Consider the following 18,172-nt stretch of genomic DNA (forward strand, 5'->3'; position numbering starts at 1 on the left):
CAGGAAATCTAGGATTTGATAAAGTTCAAATTGAAAATAATAATGATAATGATTCTCATTATTATTTGTTGGTACATATATATAGGGAGGTTTATCATGCTAAAAAGAAAGACCCTCTTCCCCATCCTGGCACTCATAATGTTATTGTCTGTATTTGTGACAGCTTGCGGGGGAACGAACAATGCTTCATCTAATAAACCAACAGCAACAACAGAAGCAACTACAGCACCAAGCACTGAGCCAACGGCTGCTCCTGAGGCTTCAGCTGCTGAAATGCGTAGCTATGAAACCACTAAAGGTACTGTACAGATACCTGTAAAACCACAACGGATTATTACAGATTATTATGGTGGGGAGTTGCTCTCCGTAGGAGCAAATGTAGTAGGTGTCGAACCTAGTACCTTTGATAATCCCTTCTTGAAAGACCTGCTCGCAAATACACAAGATGTCGGCGCTCCAGTTAACGCCGAGAAAGCTCTGGAACTTACACCTGACCTGATCGTCGTTATGTACGATGATAACTACGATGCTTTATCCAAAATTGCTCCAACCATTCATATTCCATACGGAACCGCTACAAATATCTATGAAACTGTTAAACTGTTCGGTGACATTGTAGGTGTGCCTGACAAAGCTGAACAATTTATTGCTGACTTTGAGAAAAAGGCTGCTGAAGGCCGCGAGAAGCTTAAAGGTGTCGTAAATGAAAATGATACTTTTGGAATCTATGAGCTGACTGATAAAGGGGAGCTATGGACCTTCGGAAATAATGCTGGCCGTGGCGGACAAGCCCTTTATAACGCACTTAAGCTAAAAATGCCTACTAAGAACAGCAACGACAACCAAACGTTGCAGCTGTCCATGGAGCTATTGCCAGAATATGCAGCTGACTACATGTTCCTCACCACTTATGATCCTGACAAAAAAGGGGATAAGCTGAAAGAACTGAAGGAATCTCCAGTTTGGAACGGACTTGATGCTGCGAAGAACGATCATCTATTTTACAATGATTTTGATACCTACTACCGCTATGATCCGATTGCGATTACCGCACAGATTGATCTGTTCGTAGATATGATTCTTGAACGCAACGGTAAGAAATAAACATAGGCACATACAAAAACACCCCACTTTAGGCACTGTCTAAAGTGGGGTGTTTGGCTATACATAAGAAGTTTCTGTTGAATTTATATCATCTAGTATATTCATTATACTCATTGGTGTTATTTAGTTTTTTGTACATATACTCATCATTTTTAAGCTTATAGAGCTGCCCCATCCCCGCAAATACGAAAAACAGCACTAAAATTAATCCATACGCATAGGTGAATTCACCAATATAAAAGCAAGTGACTATCGCAACAAGGGTCAAGATCATTAATGCGACTGCAATTCTGGAAAAAATCTTTTTCAAATGGAATCCCCCTACGTTTTGTGCACCAATATTATCATATTTGGGATTAAATTGAAATCCCCTTTTGTTCTATTAAAGGAATATCGAGTAGCTGAATATGTGCCAGCATATTGCGAGTGTATATTTTGGTGTATATACGATAAAAAAGGACTTGAAATAAAAGATATGCTCCGCCTACCAACAAACAAAACCACATCGGCTCCAGAGCTGTAGACATTTCAACCCTGGAAGAACTAACAACATAAAAAGAAGACAATGCAATACCTAATGCATACGGGAGAAAAAACAGCACTTTTAAAGGGCCGCCTATAATGCGGGCCACGTCCTTAGAAGTAATTCCAATCTTGTTCAGCTTCCTGAATTTGATCCGCTCACGCTCTAAATCGGTCTGAATACTGAAATGCAGCACTATCCCGGAGGCGCCGAAAAATATTAAACCAACAAATGAAATTACGAAGATTCCAAATCGGCCAGACTCCTGTAACTGTAGATAGTCACTTATTCTAGACTTCGTAGAGAATACGAGGGCCTCTTGCCGTTCATTGCCATACCAGGACTCTGTATTGTCTTTGTTATATTTGGCTAAAGCGGCATTTAATTTAGCATCTATATCCGCAGTTTTTTTCCAATCCTTAAAATTCAGGAGCTGAAGATTACCGATCGCTTTTTTATTTTCCGCTTTCAGCGCCATATAATCCTCTTCGTTTACAATGATATGAAGACCATTCATTAGATTCGGCACAGGGTTAAATACCATGTCAAATAGGATACCTTGTGAATACAGCGTATGCTTCCCGGAAGCAAGCATCAGATCAAAGGTGGGCATTTCCGGTCTTTGATTCTTCCACTCTTCTCCTTGTGCAACTATGGCCAGATTTAGAAAGTGATCTTTCTCCACATGATAATCAGTACCGATTAATGCGTTTATATTCTGGTCCAGAAATATTTTGAAATTAAACAAGTCGATATACTCCAGCTTTTGGTGTGAAAGCAGCGGCGTGGCGCCATGATCCGTGATCTCGCTTAGTATTTTTGGTGAGATGCTATTTTTTCCGAATACTTCTGAATAGGCAATATCATATGGATTGTTTGCAACCGGAATATCCTCAGCATTCCAGGTCAAATAAAAAATAATTCCGCTTAGAGAAATCGTGATGAAGACGAGGAAGGTGATAAGAGAAAGCACTATTTTGGAGCGACCAAGGGTATAGATCAAATTGGAACTAAACAGCAGGTGCTTGTGATATGCTCTGCTTGATCGCGATATAAAAAGTTTCAACCAGTCCCCAAGTCCTGACAGCAGCAAATAAACGCCTAACATACTAATTCCCAGATTTATTAACATCATGCGAGCATCGGAAGGGTTGTAATGAGTGAGCATATTATAAACGGAGATTCCCAAGAGTAAAACTCCGATGACCCCGGTGATTTTCCCATGAATCAGGTTGCGTTCTGCGGTTCTGGACTCTTTTAAAAGACGTAAAATACTGTATCGCAAAGTTAGTAGCAAATTGACTGCAATCACCACTATGTAAATCACCGCGAAGAATTTAATGGTATACAGATAACTATCCGGCGTCAGTATAAAAGCACTGTCCCCAATATTTACAAACAGCGAAACAATAAAGAAAAAAATACCGGAGAAAACTGTCCCTGCGCCTAGACCGGTAAGAATCGAAGCTAAAGCAATCATGCTATTCTCGAACAAAATGATTTTGCGGATATTGTGGCTTGTCATTCCAAGTACCATTAATAGCCCAAAGTCGCTTTTTCTGAATTTTAAAAAGGCCATTTGAGTATATACAATAAACAGAACAGCAAACACCCTTATCACCAAAAAAGGAGCATATAAATTACCTGACACCATCCCATTCACTTGATAAGGGTCATTAAAATCAGGATTACTGTACAGCGAATAAAATGTAAAAAAGATCATGACCGTAAAGCTGCTGCATAGGAAAAATAACAAATATCTTCTAAGATTCGCCTTAAATATCTGAAATGCCATTCTCCTAAAGGTCATCTTCTCCCCCTCCAATAAAGGCCAGGTTCTCCAGAATCAGATCAAAAAATGCTCTGCGCTCTTTATTCTCTCTAGCAATCTCTAGTAGAGCCTTCCCATCTTTGATAAAAAGCACCCGATTACAATAGCTGGCCGCAAAAGGATCATGCGTGACCATCACAATCGTTGCTCCTGTTAGAGTGTTGAGCTTGGCGAAGGTTTTCATCACCGTACTCGAGGATTTGGAATCCAAATTCCCCGTCGGCTCGTCCGCAAAAATCACATCTGGATGATTAATAATCGCCCTGCTGATCGCCGCCCGCTGCTGTTGCCCCCCTGAAACCATATAAGGATATTTGTCCTTCACCTCATCCAGATCGAATAGCGATAACGTCTCATCTGTCTTGGCATTGATATCTACTACCTCTTGTTCATCCAGCACCATGGGCACCATGATATTTTCCCGTAGGGTCAGACTATCCAGCAGATTGTAATCCTGAAAAACAAATCCCATACGCTGCCGGCGAAAAAGCGCAAGCTCGTTCTTGGACATCTCACTTATACTAGTATCTGCAATTCTTACAACCCCACTATACTCCGTGTCTATTCCGCTTAGTATATTTAAAAGTGTTGTTTTCCCGCTCCCCGAGGGTCCCATAATCGCCACAAACTCGCCGCTATCCACACTAAGACTAATCCCGTTCAGCGCTCGAAACCGATTCGTTTTGCCTTTGCCTTTATATTCTTTCGAGAGATTCTCTACTTGCAGTATGGACATCCTGGCACCTTCTCATTGATAAGTTTGGAGTGAGTTACATTAAATGGAATTCAATCACTCGGTATTACTATAAAGCTAAGAAGGGCGTTCGTTTGTTAGATTGCTCACAGCGCAAAAAAAGCAGGATACCTCCTCTATAATTTCCGCTCCCGCAAAAAACAAAGGCAAACAAAACCAGTAAAAGCAAGTCCACCGATTGCTGCTAATGAGAAGGAAAACGCCCTTACATAATCCGCTAGATCTGCTTCCAAAAGAGAATGCTTTAGCGAAGCGGAGAATAAAATACCGATTAACGCCACTCCTAACGAATTTGCAAAATACATAAAGGTAGTGATCAAGCCTGAACCCGTGCCCGTGATCTTTGTGGGTACTGAACTAAGCGTAACGCTGACTAGAGGTGTAGTAGCCATTCCGAGACCGAAACCATATATCAATAATAGTAGGATATTACGAGGGTCTAGCAGCTGCGTAACGTCCACATTTAGCTCTAACATAAGCAGCAGGCTACAGCTCCCCATCATCAGCGCTCCTATCTTAAGTACACTCATCCCCCATCTTTTGACCATTCGAGAAGAGATTAGGGAAGTCAGAAAAAAGCCTATCCCTATAGGCAAGAAAACCATACTCGTATCTTGAACACTATAGTGCAAACCAAATTGCATATAATAGCTCAAAATAAAAAAGAAAGAGAACATACTTAGATAAAGGACAAGAACGGTTGCCAGACCAGCGCTAAATGTTCGATCTCTGAAAATAGACAGATCGACTAACGGTAACGTCCCCTGCTTTCCCTTTCGATTTTCAACCCAGATAAAAGTAAACAACACGAAAAGAGCTAACATTAGACAGCCAAAAATCCACAACGGCCACCCTTGTTTTTGTCCCTCTGACAACGGATAGATCAGCAGGAACAAACCGATCAGCAGTAGGAAGCTTCCAGTCCAATCAATACTGCCCGCCTGCTCAGCCCGTGTTTCAGGTACAATCGGCATTAACAGCAGGACGAGAAGTCCAAATGGCACATTGAAAAAAAATACTGTCCGCCAACCGAGATCGAACGGATTCCAATTCACAATAGTACCTCCGAGGATGAATCCGAATGCAAATCCAATGCCAATCATTGCGCCGTAAATGCCGAAAACAAACCCTTTTTCCTTTGGCAGAAAGCTGACCTGCAGCGTAGATAGAACCTGAGGTTGAATAAGCGCCGCAGCCAATCCCTGCACAATCCGAATAACAATCAGAAGTGCCGGATCTGAGGTCAATCCGCCTAACACTGCCATGACCGTAAACCCGCTCACCCCGATCATCAACATCCGTTTTCTGCCGTATATATCCCCAAGCTTTCCACTAATAATCAACGCCACAGCTAATCCTAGCGAAAATCCGGTAACGATAAGCTGTGCTTCCGAAAAGCTTGCGTTCAAGCTATATTGCATAGATGGAAGCGCAACTTGAATCATATAAGTATTTAATGAAATAAGTAATGTTGGCAGTAAAATAACCCCCAGCGCATACCACCGTCGCGAATCTACTTGTTGTTGTTCCATTGTATGACCACCTTTTTATCTGCAATCTATGAAATTATTATCATTCAGAGTGGTCTTTTTCTCTACCTGTTAAGGGAGGTTCACTCCTTGATAAGGGAGCAAACACAAAAAAACCTCAAGCATGCAGAAGATAACGTTCGATTCCGAACCCTATGTTCTAACACTTGAAGCTTTAAGCTTTCTGCATTTACAAATCTTCCTACAGCCTATTTCGTTCCAAACTCTGTTGTTCGATACGTTTTAAGTATTCGCTTGGATTGCAGCCATAATGCTTACGGAAGGTCGTCGTGAAATTGCTGACATTGCTATATCCGACCGAAACAGCTGTTTTCCCTATATTCAAACCTTCAACCTCCATATACCAGAGCGCTTTCTCCATCCTTTTTATACGTACAAGCTCGAAGATCGTCATGCCAAATAATTCGCGGAAGCCTTTTTTCAGCTTGAATTCGTTGATCCCTACCCGCTTAGCCAACTCACGTATAGATAACGGTTGTTCGAAATGGATTTGCACCAATTCATGTACCCGCTTCAGATTAGTAATATCATCATGCCGCAGCGTCATACTATCGCTAACAGAACCGTAACCATCAGACTCACCAAACAAAGCAATAAATTCAAGGGCTTTGCTCTCCATATATAAACGTCTCAATGTTCCATGATAGGTACAGTGGATCATTTCGGAGACACATTTTCGGATTGCCGCAGTATCTGGATAACGATCAATATTTCCACGATGATGTCTAAGCCAGGTTTCCATTTGCTGTGTCTCCGATAAATCTCCGGCGTAATTCAGCAGTTCACTAGGAGCAAACCGTATTTCCAGCAATTGATTGGGGACACCTGCTTTTTTCTCTTCATACACCTGAACATCCTCTAGAAAAAGGACATTGCCCATTTGTTTATCCGTGTAACTTTCCTTGCCGTTCCATTCGCAATAGATTTCTCCGCTTAGATTATAGCTTAGTTCAAACAACGGACAAGCTTCTTGAATGTGGAGCTTCATATCCTGTTCGTAAGTTATGTCCGTATACATAATCTCCATACCTGGACGAATCCGTGTACGGGTGACGCTTCCCTTACCAATATGTGAAGGAATAGTAAGCCGCTGTTCCCATTGGTTATGTTCAACATGCCCCTCTATCCGTTCTGTAAATTGATCAAAAAGATCATGAATTTCCATATTCAATATATTTAAAGTCATCGCAAACCTCTCCTTCTTCGCTCCTTGTATACGATGAGTTACATAATCTCTACTCTTGCTCCGTAAATGATAATTGTTATCACTTGAAAGTGTCAACATGAAACACAAAAAAAGCATTGGCGGATTTTATCCTGCCAACGCTTTTTTAGTAGTAAAATAAGACCGTTCAAACCGATGGAAATGCATCCCTCCGGTATCTCAGCTCCCCCGTAACCTCCATAATTTTCGAGGCTAACAAATGCGAGGGCAGCTCGTAATCCACACAACCCAGCTTCGCGGCTGCTTCAGGCATTTCACTTTCAATAGAAGTTTCTTGCGATTCTACTAGCGTTGATTGGGCGCCAGCGTGTTTGGCAGCCAGCATCCCTTTAGCGCCATCATTTCCCATTCCGGTCATTAGGATTAAATGCTGCTGTAGACCAGTTAGTGCAGATATAGACTCAAACAAGATATCGACCGAAGGACAGTGCCCATTCACTGCAGGCTTTTTCATAAGTTTTATTCTGAGATCCTGCCCCTCCTGAATAATGGTCATATGAGAATTACCTGGAGCGATATAGACGGTTCCCCCCAGCACAGATTGCTTGTCCTTGGCTTCCACCACCCGTACACTTGAGAACCGATTCAGTCGTTCCGCCAATGCTTTTGTGTACTTAGGTGGCATATGTTGAACAACCAGAAGGGGATACGGGAAGCTCGCCGGGAGCGAGGAAATTAAGATTTCTAATGCCTTCGGCCCCCCTACTCCGCATCCAATTCCCACGATCTGCTCAATAACTTCTGTACATCCACTCTTAACGTTGTTTTGTTTCTCTTGTCGAGCTTTCACTTTGGAGATGTTTATATTGTTAAGAATAAGAGTTCTTAAAGGAATTTCAGCGGCTTTCTTAATTTTGAATAATAACTCATCTTTTATGCTGTATAGACCAGGTCCATAAGATTGAGCCGGCTTGGATATGAAATCCACTGCACCATTTTGTAGAGCAGTAATGGTTGCTGTTATTCCATCCTTTGTAGCGGAGCTCAAGATAAGTATAGGTGTTGGCCGCTGAGACATTATGCTTGTGAGTGCTACCAAACCGTTCAATTCCGGCATTTCTATATCTATAGCCACGACATCGGGCCTGAGTTTTTGAACCATGCTGATCGCTTCGGATGCATTTCGAGCTACTCCAATGACCTCGAGGCTTGAATCCTCCGAAATTAGGTTCGAGATCTGTTTACGCATGGTTACTGAAGCAGCTACAACGAGCACCTTTATTTTTTGCACTACTTCTCCTCTCCTATCAATGATAATACCCCTGACACTGTTTATTTAACTTTAAAAATAGATACCAGACTATTTAACTCTTCTGCTAGCTGAGCCAAAGCATTGGCGGTCGTTGCCGTTTCACTGCTGCTTGCCGCCATTTCTTCAGTTGCGGCGGATATGCTCTCAATTGAGAACATCACCTCAGACGATTGTGCGGCCTGTTCTTCACTGGCAGCTGCAATTTCTGTTACTTTATGAGCGGTATCGTTCACCATCGTAAGGATATGTTCAAAGGCTTCTCCATTTTTTTGTGAAAAAGCTACTCCTTCTACTACGGCATTTACACTGTGCTGCGTATTCTTCTGCATTTCTTTGATAATGCCCGTGATCTGTTTCGTAGCCCCACTGCTCCGCTCAGCTAACTTTCTTACTTCATTCGCAACAACGGCAAAACCTCGACCTTGTTCACCTGCGCGGGCCGCTTCAATCGCTGCGTTTAGGGCAAGCAGATTTGTCTGTTGGGCAATATCTTCAATCACCGCGATAATCTCACCAATCTTATCGGAGTCTTCCGCAAGTCTAGACATTTGTGTATCCAGTACTGCCATTCCTTCTACGGAGTTCTTAACCACGATCCCTCCATCTTGAGCGATACGCATCGTTTGATCTGAAAGCTCAGAGGCCTGTTCAGCACTCTGGGCTACTGAATTAATCGCCGCAGATAATTCTCGGAACAACTCATTCATCGTTTGTGCTGCACTAGCTTGACTCATACTTCCACTAGCTACTTCCTCTGTACTTGCTGAGATTTGCTGTGCAGCAGCTGAGACACTTTCCGCAGAAGAGGAAATGCCGCTCACAGTGCGTCTTAGGTTCAGAACCATTTCATTAACAGAATAAGCTAGCATTCCAATCTCGTCCTTAGATTCCAGGTTCGACGTTTCGCTTAAATCACCATTGGCCACTTTACCTAGCAGGCGCATTACTTGATTTAGAGGCCGTGCTATGATCTGCGATATTAAAAGACCCAGACCAATACTGATGAGCAGCGCAACAATAGTAACGCTAAAAGTAATCAAACGAGAGGACTGATAAAGGTCATTGGCATTAACAATCGAACCTTGAGCCTGCTTCATATTGATGTCTATTAAATTTTGCAGAAAGTCAGTCAGCTCTGTTGTAGCTGTTTGCAAATCACTTACAAGCAAAAAATTTGTATATTTCTCATTACTAATATTTGTTTTATCAATTTCAATAGTATCATCAAGACTTGTGATATAACGTTGCCAGATCTCAGGATAATCTTTCATTATCGCCAATTCTTCTTCCCTCAACGCAGTCTTGCTATATTTACCCATGATCTCTTCAATATTTTGAACGTTTTTATGTATTTTATCTTCGTATTCTTTCTTTTCTGCCGCTGTTTTAGCCATCGTGTTTATATCACGGATATTGATTCTATTTGTTAAAAATAGTTCATTCGCTTCTCCCAGATAAGCTATAGGTGTTAAGCGATTTTCGTACATGTCCACGATAGAGCGGTCCATCTTACTCAAATTCGTAATTCCATAGAATCCTACAAAGCACAATATTGCGGATACTAACAGAAATGCGGAGATTAACTTCACTGCTGTCCTTAAATTATAAAACCACTTCATTTTCCTCAGCCCCTCATTGGCGTTAGTCATTTTTTAGTAATTCTTAGGAACTATTTCATCATATACGGTAAGCAGATTAAGGTAACCGAAAAAAAATAGCGCGACCACGCAAAAATATTGCGTCGTCCCGCAAAAAAAGCGCAGACCAAAAAATCCCGCCTCACAGCACCGTGAACGGGATTTTGATCTATTTGTTTGTTACGAATTTTCATAGTGAATTGTTGAAATCGGACTCCTTCAATATGCCCAGTCGTTTAGCTTTTATTGCCGCTTCAATTCTTGATTTCACATTTAGTTTTTGGAACAGACTCGTTAAACTGTATTCCAGCGATCGTTGACTCATAAGTACAATCTCTGCTATTTCCTTGTTGCTTTTTCCTTTTGCAATCTCTGTCAGCATTTCATGCTCTTTTTTGCTTATCTTCGGGTTTGCTTGGTCAATATTAATCTCCATTCCTTTAGGTGATACTTTTCTTAACTGTTTAACTAGGGTATGAGGCAAAATGACATCTCCCCTTAAAGCACAACGCACTGCTGCAACCAACTGCTCTCTATTGGTCGTTTTTGAAATAAATCCAAACAAACCCGATTCGATCATCAAGTTGAATTTATTTGTAATTTCGTATCCGGTGTAGATTAAGATAATCGCGTCTGCGTTTATTTTTAAGACTTCCTTCGCCAAATCAATCCCATTCCCATCAGCGATATGAAGATCAAACAACATCACGTCAAACGTATGGCTACCCACCATGTTAAGCGCCTCATGGGCTGAATTGGCTAGGGTAACCTCCATATCTCCCTCTTGTTCCAGTATCATCTTAGTCCCTTCCATGACAGAGGGATGGTCGTCCACTAACAAAATTCGAATCATGCCTAATACACCCCTATCCCCTTATTATGCCCCATGATTAATCTGCAGGTATGGATATAAAGACAGCTAATCCCTTATTCTCTGACGAAAGAAATCGTATGGTCCCATCCATACTGCGAACCCTTTCTTTCATCCCATAAATCCCCATGCTCTTAAGAGAATCCTCTCCTAAAAGGCTCATTCCAATTCCGTTATCTTCATAATCCAAAAGCACCTGTTGCCCTTCACTAGCTAAGGAGATACGTACTTCTGTGGCACAGGAATGTTTAGCTGCATTAGCCAAAAGTTCCTGCACAATACGGTACAGACCTATTAAAATCTCGTCTTTTAACTTATGCCTGAAAGCGTTTGACTCAAAATAAATCTGATAGTCGTTCCGCAGCTGAGCAAATTCAAACAACGTCTCAAGTGAGGAAGCAAGCCCCTCATTGATTAATGCTGGTGGCCTAAGCTCATTGCAGATCATCCGCAGTTCGTAGATAACATCGAGTAAACCTTCTGTGATCTGTTCTAGCTGTTCCTTTAGTTCCCCCGTAACGGATTTATCACTTAAAAAATTATCAAGCTTACGATACCAGATGATCTGTTCTTGAAGTGCTGAATCATGTAAATCTTGAGCCAGCCGTTTGCGTTCATTCTCGGATAAATTAAACATAAAGCGCAGCAACCATGTCGGAGCTTGCTCGGAAGCCGCTAACTCAAGGTCCTTAGTTAGATCTTCTATGAGCAAAAAATTATCAAATAGCACACTAACATAACGGGTAATCGTCTTCAGCCACACTCGAACAGAACTTATTTCTAATAAAATAGACTTCTCATTAATGGATAGAATATAGCTTTTTCTTCGGAACTCTCCGATCTTCAGTGAATAGCCCCGCTCGGTCTCAATAATCTCGCATATTTTATCATGGTTATCTTCAACTTCAATCATACAAATATTGGTAACCCGCAAGACCTCTCTAACTTCTTTCAGTAATCGTTGTTCCATGTGACTGATCTTCATCGCACCAAACAAATCTTGCGAGAATTGATCAAGACTCATCTGTAAGTTGAAATACCTTTCCTCGCTGTTCCGAATGATCTGCTCTGTAAGCTGCCTTTCCACCTCAATTTTTTTCCGATCACTGATATCCCTAAAGATAGAGATACATGCAACCTTACCCTTGTATAGAATTGAGCTAGCTGTTACTTCTACATCGATAATAGATCCATCTGACCGCACGACCTTTTGTTCAACAGGAGCTAATATCCGATTGGGTCCATAATAGATTTCACGCATCCGATCTCTAGCCAGCGTTATATAGTCCGGGTGGGCCCAATTAAAAATAGAGGTGCCAATCAATTGATCCTCACTGCAAACTCCAAACAATCCTAAACAGGAAAAATTCACATAAAGGAATTTATATTCACTATGGAGTACTACCGCTTCAGGTGACATATCAATAAGCAGCCGATTGAGTTCCTCGCTTTCTCTAAGTTCACTCTCCATCTGGACCCTTTTTGTAATGTCTCTCGCTACGATCACAATACTAACTACTTCTCCATCCTCACCAAGAACAGGTGTACCCAAGCATTCCAGGTCTATAATGTGACCTTTGATGTGAATAAACCGATTGTAAAACATCTTACATACTTTTGTCCGAAAAATATCCAAGATCTGTTCCCGCAACACTTCTTGTTCATCAGGATGAATATACTCCAAAATAGTTGTGTTCTTTATTGAACCTACAGGAAGACCAATAATTTTCTCACAAGAGGACGAAGCAATAATGAAGTTCCCTTGCTGATCCAGAACCCCAATCATATCCTCCATATTCTCTGTAATAAGCCTGTACTCCGCCTCCCGCTGAGCCAGCCGCTTTTCTACCTCCACAGATGCAGTGGTATCTCTTGCGATAACAAAGGTACCCACAATTTGATTGTTTTCATGTACAGGGATGTTTTTCATCGACCAATGGTTAACTAATCCATTCTCACGGACAGAAGTAACCGTATAATGCTGCAGAACTCCGCCAACCGTTTTCTCAAAATAATCAGACATCATATGCGAATTCTCTGCGCCAAATAAATTCACAATGGATAAGTTCTCTCCGAATCTATTAAAAGCTTCGCCAGTAATTTGCTCTGCCGCTGGATTGATAGCCACAATGCTGCCCTGCAGATCCAATTCACACACGATATCTGGATTATGGTCAAACAGGGATTTGTAGCGCTGCTCACTTTTTAATAGAACCTCTTGCATCTGCTTTTTTTCCGTATGGTCGATTAAGATCCCATTGAGCCGTACCACTGCCCCTGTCTCATCCATACTGGGAATGATCCTGACTTGGACCCATCGGAGTTCACCGCTGGCATGGATGATCTGATATTCACTGAGATTGCTTATTCCTTGCCCCACTGTAGTTATAATCTCTTGAATTAAAGGCCGCTCTTCTTTAGGAGCAATTCTTAGCCAAAAGTCATCTTCCTTCGCCTGTTCTGCTGAATATCCCGTGATATTGAGAATGGCATCCGATATGAATAACATTTTCCGTGATACGTAGTCGTATGACCAAATCGCCACATCGATCGCAGCAAACATCTGCTGATACAGAGAAAAGCTACTCTCTAACTGGGCTTGAGCATTTTTTTGTTCCGTGATATCTATGATGACGCCATCTATTCGACAAACCTTATGCTCTTGATTAAAAACGGGCGTGCCTATACTTTGAACCCACTTCAGCGCTTTTGCAGGTAACTGCATACGATACTCAAGATTACATAGGTGACCAGAGTATAATTTATCTATATACGCATCAAACCGTTCAAGATCCTCACCGTACACATATTCACGTAAAAAATTGGGGTTATGCGTTAAAGCATGATCTGAACAGTCCACCCATTTCTCCAAAACATTCGACATTGTCAGCAAATTCGCTTCCATGTCAATAGACCATGAGGTCATATCCTTGTCGCCAAGTGAATGCATATTGAGATTCCCTCCACATAAAAAGCCCCCCCTTTTCGGGGCGGCTTTTTCTTCCTATTCGCTATTTCGCAAGCGTCTTTACATTTTAGCCATTATCTACTGAGCAATCTGCTCGCGGATATTCTGCAATATTTTCTTCTCCAGCCGGGATACCTGCACTTGAGAAATCCCAAGGCGACTGGCAACCTCTGACTGCGTTTGGTCACGGTAATACCGAAGATAAACAATCAGCCGTTCACGCTCGCTGAGACCTCCGATAGCCTCATTCAGTGCCAGCTTATCAAACCAGCGTTCCTGTGATTCGTCAGCGATTTGATCAATCAGTGTGATCGGGTCGCCATCATTCTCGAACACAGTCTCATGAATCGAGGTCGGTGGCTTGTTAGCTTCCTGAGCAAATACCACTTCTTCAGGGGTAACTCCCAGTGCCTCAGCAACTTCACCGATGGTAGGCAGACGGTCCAGCGTCTTAGACATTTCATCCTTCATCTTGCGGACCTTATTAGCCATCTCCTTAAGAGAACGGCTAACTTTCAAGGTTCCATCGTCGCGAAGGAAACGCTGAATCTCGCCGATGATCATCGGCACGGCATAAGTGGAGAATTTGACCTCATAGCTGAGATCGAACTTATCAACGGACTTCAAGAGCCCGATGCAACCGATCTGGAACAAATCGTCAGGTTCATACCCGCGGTTCATAAACCGCTGCACTACCGACCAGACCAACCGGATATTGCAGCTAACTAGTGTGTCTCGGGCAAGATTATCTCCGGCCTGACTGAGCGCGATAAGACGTTTGACCTCCGCATCGTCCAAATAGGTCGGCGGAGCTTTTTTTGACTCTGCATCCATGGCTCCAACCCCTAATTGTATAAAGCTTTTTTCGAAACGATGGTTTTCTTCATTGAGATCGAAGTGCCGTGTCCCGGTTCACTAGTGACTTCAAATTCATCCATGAAATTCTCCATAATGGTAAAGCCCATGCCCGACCGCTCCAGCTCTGGCTTTGAGGTATATAGCGGCTGTTGTGCCAGCTCCAAATCCTCAATGCCCCGTCCCTGATCCTCAATGGTTAAATGTACCGTTTCGTTGTCCAGCGAAGCTGAAATAGTCACAATACCTTCCGGATCACTATCATACCCATGAATAATACAATTGGTGACCGCCTCCGACACGACTGTCTTCAGATCATTCAGTTCGTCCATTGTAGGATCAAGCCTAGAAACGAACGCCGCTACAACTACACGCGCGAATGATTCGTTCTCCGAGAGTGCAGCGAACTGCACGTTCATGAAGTTACCAGCCTTACCATTTGTCATAACGCAACCTCCAAATCCGAGAGTGCAGTGCTCTCGTCGTCATATAGGGGCATGATCTTGAACAGGCCTGACATTTCCAGAAGTCGCTTCACAGGTGCCGTTGCATCACACACCACCATTTTGCCGCCTTTACTATGGATCAGTTTATACCTTCCAAGAATTACGCCGAGACCCGAACTGTCCATAAACTGCAGATGCTTAAGACTAAGGATCAAATGCGATACCTGACCCCGCATAATCGCTTCATCCATATCCATTCTTACAAAATCGGCGGCATGATGATCGAGTTCCCCAGATAAACGGACAATCAGCACACCCCTGTGATGCTCCATTTCCACATTAGAATTCATGCTTGCCACTCTCCTCTTCGTTGCTTTGAAAACTTGGCCTTAAGAGACAGTACCTATTCTCTTCAAGGACAAGGTTTCTACGTGGCAAATCAGGAATCCTGCCTCACGACAAAACTAGAAGAAAACCCCTATGAATCTACAAAGCACATGGGCGCAATCTACAAAAAAGCTCTTTTTAATCCATGCCGAACATCGAGCCTGTTGTACGTTTAAAGAGCTTCCACCAGCCTGCTTTTGCCACAGCTTCCCCTGCTTTAAGTTCATACTCTTTAATCACTTGGGTTCCTTGGTAGACAACCAGCTTGCCTATGGACTGGCCTTCAGCCACTGGTGCCTTCACGCTTTCTGGAAGTACTAGTTCGTGACGAATGCCTTCTTGGGTCACACCTTTTTTCAAAAGAACACTATACGTCTCTTTCGCCTTAATCGGCAGCTCGGACTTCACACCCTTCTCAATCTTAAGGGTACCGATAGCGTCCCCTTCTTTGTGAATAGTGTGGATCTTATATTGCGAAAAGAGATAGTCAAACATGCCCGACACTTCACTGTTACGTGTCTTCGTGTTCGGCTCACCCAGCACAACAGCAACAGCACGCAGACCGTCTCTTGCAGCCGTAGCGGATAAGCAGAATTTTGCTTCAGCGGTATATCCTGTTTTCAGTCCATCAGCGCCTGTATAGAAACGTACAAGCTTGTTCGTGTTTACCAACCAGAATGGTTTGGTGGAATCCTTACGCAGATAATCCTGATAGGAACCGGTATATTTGATAATTCTATCATGCTTTAAAAGCTCCCGGCTAATTACCGCAATATCGTAGGCTGAGGAATAGTGATTAGCAGCTGGAAGACCGTTGCAATTGGCAAAGTGGGTATCTTTCAGACCCAGCTCTTCCGCTCTTTTATTCATCAGATCGACAAAAGCGCTCTCCGAACCCGCTATTTTCTCTGCCATTGCCACAGATGCATCATTACCGGAGGCCATAGCGATGCCTTTGAGCATCTCATCCACCGACATTTCTTCACCAGGCTCCAGGAAAATTTGCGATCCGCCCATCGATGCGGCATATTCACTCGTGCGCACCTTATCCGTCAGTTGCAGTCTTCCTTCATCCAGTGCTTCCACCGTAAGCAGCATCGTCATAATCTTCGTAATACTTGCGGGAGGCAGCTTATCATGGCTGTTCTTTTCATAAATAATAGTGCCAGTGCCTGCATCCATCAAAATCGCAGAACGCGCACCAGGCGCAAGATCTACAGCGGCAGCATTACTGCCAGAATCCTTGCTTTTTTCCTCAGCATAAGCACCTGACATCGGTCCTAGAACCGACACAACGATACAGAGCACAAGCACAGCAAAACGCATTTTTCTCACAATGGTTCCCCTCCTGAACGTTAACCTTCATATCACAGGTACTGTGTTCCAGTTTCGTCAGAAAGGGTGGAAATTATTCCATTTCCAAGTAAATAACTATAATAATTTATCGCAAGAAGTAATGATGTTGTCAATAAAAAAAAGCCCAGCAGCAGTTGCAGAGCATTTTTATTATAGGGGAGATCAAAAGTTAATTCAATTTTTAAGTATTTCCAATTTTTCCGTACTCATTTAACCTCCCTTTAAAGGAAATTGGAATATTTTAACGAATGGTATTTAAGAACTTAACTGCTTATAGAGGAGTGAATATACAGATGAACCACCTTGCAGATTGTATTGAAGCAGAAGCTAAACAGAACAATTTCTCTGGTGTAGTGCTGGTACAACAACCTGATAAAGAAGTCATCAGCAGTTGTTACGGTTATGCCAATAAGTCGGATAAGCGCGAAAACAATATTCATACTCGGTTCGGCATTGCTTCCGGGTGTAAAATATTTACCGCGATCGCTGTCTGCCAGCTGGTCGATCAGGGATTGATTTCTTTTGAAAGTAGACTAATAGATTATCTTAAAAAAGTAGATTTTCCTCTCTTTAGTCCCAACATCACCATTCATCAGCTGCTAACGCATAGCTCTGGTATTCCGGATTATTTTGATGAAACAATTATGGATGATTTCGAGGACCTGTGGAAGGCACGGCCTATGTACACCTTGCGACAGCTTGAGAATTTTGTGCCGATGTTCCGAACCCTTCCCATGATGTGGACTCCTGGCGAACGTTTCCACTACAACAATGCCGGCTATATCGTGCTAGGCCTTCTGGTGGAGGAATTGAGTGGAATGACTTTTTCCGATTATGTAGAGCATCACATCTTTAAGCCTTGCGGAATGGAGCAATCCGGTTACTTTACGTTAGATGCCTTACCTGCCAACTGTGCACTAGGATACATAGAGGAAGAGAACGGAAACTGGAGAACCAACATCTACTCAATCCCGGTAAAAGGAGGCGCTGACGGTGGAGCTTTCGTCACTGCCCCCGACATGCAGCTATTCTGGAGCGGGTTAATGAACCATACATTATTGAGTCCAGTACTCACTTCATTATTGCTTACTCCCCATGTACATGTGGATGGCGAAGGCTATTATGGTTATGGTGTATGGATTACCCTCCGCGAAGAAAAAGTGTTCAAATTTCACATTATGGGCTATGATCCCGGTGTTTCCTTCCGGTCGGCTATCTATCCAGCTAGTGGCGAGACTGTGGTCGTATTATGTAATACAAGCAGCGGGGCTTCGCAGATATTCAATAAGATTAATAATCAGTTATAAATATTGCACCATTGAGCAAAACGCAAAGCAGCGACCTTCCCGTTATGGGAGGATCGCTGCTTTGTTGTTTGTTTAAGGCCATAGCCATGACAATATTTATATTGCC

15 protein-coding genes are annotated in these 18,172 nt (G+C 42.6%); 2 read left to right on the forward strand and 13 right to left on the reverse strand.

What is annotated here, in order from left to right; translation table 11 throughout:
* Positions 1-96: 96 nt before the first annotated feature.
* Entirely contained in the window at positions 97-1,104 is a 1,008-nt protein-coding gene (locus tag NST40_RS22015) for an ABC transporter substrate-binding protein (RefSeq protein WP_076276692.1), read from the forward strand.
* Between the two features lie 88 nt (positions 1,105-1,192).
* Here NST40_RS22015 and NST40_RS22020 read toward each other — a convergent pair whose 3' ends face one another.
* The 13 genes from NST40_RS22020 to NST40_RS22080 form a co-directional block, all read right to left on the reverse strand.
* Positions 1,193-1,414, reverse strand: coding sequence for a hypothetical protein (locus NST40_RS22020; protein WP_076276691.1), 222 nt, complete (start codon positions 1,412-1,414; stop codon positions 1,193-1,195).
* 46 nt (positions 1,415-1,460) lie between these two features.
* Positions 1,461-3,437, reverse strand: a complete 1,977-nt coding sequence (locus NST40_RS22025) for an ABC transporter permease (RefSeq protein WP_076276690.1) — start codon at positions 3,435-3,437, stop codon at positions 1,461-1,463.
* Positions 3,427-4,194 (reverse strand): ABC transporter ATP-binding protein, encoded by a 768-nt coding sequence (locus tag NST40_RS22030; RefSeq protein ID WP_076276689.1) that lies wholly within the window; start codon positions 4,192-4,194, stop codon positions 3,427-3,429. The genes NST40_RS22025 and NST40_RS22030 overlap by 11 nt, the downstream gene beginning before the upstream one ends.
* 134 nt (positions 4,195-4,328) lie before the next feature.
* Positions 4,329-5,744, reverse strand: a complete 1,416-nt coding sequence (locus tag NST40_RS22035) for an MFS transporter (RefSeq protein WP_076276688.1) — start codon at positions 5,742-5,744, stop codon at positions 4,329-4,331.
* A 199-nt stretch (positions 5,745-5,943) separates the two neighbouring features.
* Positions 5,944-6,948, reverse strand: a complete 1,005-nt coding sequence (locus tag NST40_RS22040) for a helix-turn-helix domain-containing protein (protein ID WP_076276687.1) — start codon at positions 6,946-6,948, stop codon at positions 5,944-5,946.
* Positions 6,949-7,114: 166 nt separating this feature from the next.
* A complete protein-coding gene (gene cheB, locus NST40_RS22045) occupies positions 7,115-8,218 on the reverse strand; it encodes a chemotaxis-specific protein-glutamate methyltransferase CheB (protein ID WP_076220075.1) in 1,104 nt (367 codons plus the stop codon).
* A gap of 41 nt (positions 8,219-8,259) precedes the next feature.
* Positions 8,260-9,858, reverse strand: coding sequence for a methyl-accepting chemotaxis protein (locus NST40_RS22050; protein WP_342409999.1), 1,599 nt, complete (start codon positions 9,856-9,858; stop codon positions 8,260-8,262).
* Positions 9,859-10,066: 208 nt separating this feature from the next.
* Entirely contained in the window at positions 10,067-10,729 is a 663-nt protein-coding gene (locus tag NST40_RS22055; protein ID WP_076219667.1) for a response regulator transcription factor, read from the reverse strand.
* 37 nt (positions 10,730-10,766) lie between these two features.
* Positions 10,767-13,697 (reverse strand): PAS domain S-box protein, encoded by a 2,931-nt coding sequence (locus NST40_RS22060; protein ID WP_342410000.1) that lies wholly within the window; start codon positions 13,695-13,697, stop codon positions 10,767-10,769.
* A gap of 96 nt (positions 13,698-13,793) precedes the next feature.
* A complete protein-coding gene (sigF, locus tag NST40_RS22065) occupies positions 13,794-14,549 on the reverse strand; it encodes an RNA polymerase sporulation sigma factor SigF (protein ID WP_036676059.1) in 756 nt (251 codons plus the stop codon).
* Positions 14,550-14,560: 11 nt separating this feature from the next.
* On the reverse strand, positions 14,561-15,016 hold the full coding sequence (gene spoIIAB, locus NST40_RS22070) for an anti-sigma F factor (protein ID WP_036676058.1): 456 nt from the start codon (positions 15,014-15,016) through the stop codon (positions 14,561-14,563).
* Complete coding sequence (gene spoIIAA, locus NST40_RS22075; protein ID WP_036676057.1) at positions 15,013-15,366, reverse strand: anti-sigma F factor antagonist; 354 nt, start codon at positions 15,364-15,366, stop codon at positions 15,013-15,015. The genes spoIIAB and spoIIAA overlap by 4 nt, the downstream gene beginning before the upstream one ends.
* A gap of 175 nt (positions 15,367-15,541) precedes the next feature.
* The gene (locus NST40_RS22080; RefSeq protein WP_256718985.1) at positions 15,542-16,678 is read right to left on the reverse strand and encodes a D-alanyl-D-alanine carboxypeptidase family protein; all 1,137 of its coding nucleotides are present in this window, start codon (positions 16,676-16,678) and stop codon (positions 15,542-15,544) included.
* A 374-nt stretch (positions 16,679-17,052) separates the two neighbouring features.
* On the opposite strand from NST40_RS22080, the gene NST40_RS22085 reads away from it, so the two are divergent.
* Complete coding sequence (locus NST40_RS22085; RefSeq protein WP_076276684.1) at positions 17,053-18,066, forward strand: serine hydrolase; 1,014 nt, start codon at positions 17,053-17,055, stop codon at positions 18,064-18,066.
* Positions 18,067-18,172: the final 106 nt, after the last annotated feature.

This window comes from Paenibacillus sp. FSL R10-2778, from assembly GCF_038593035.1.
Classification (GTDB): Bacteria; Bacillota; Bacilli; order Paenibacillales; family Paenibacillaceae; genus Paenibacillus_AQ; species Paenibacillus_AQ odorifer.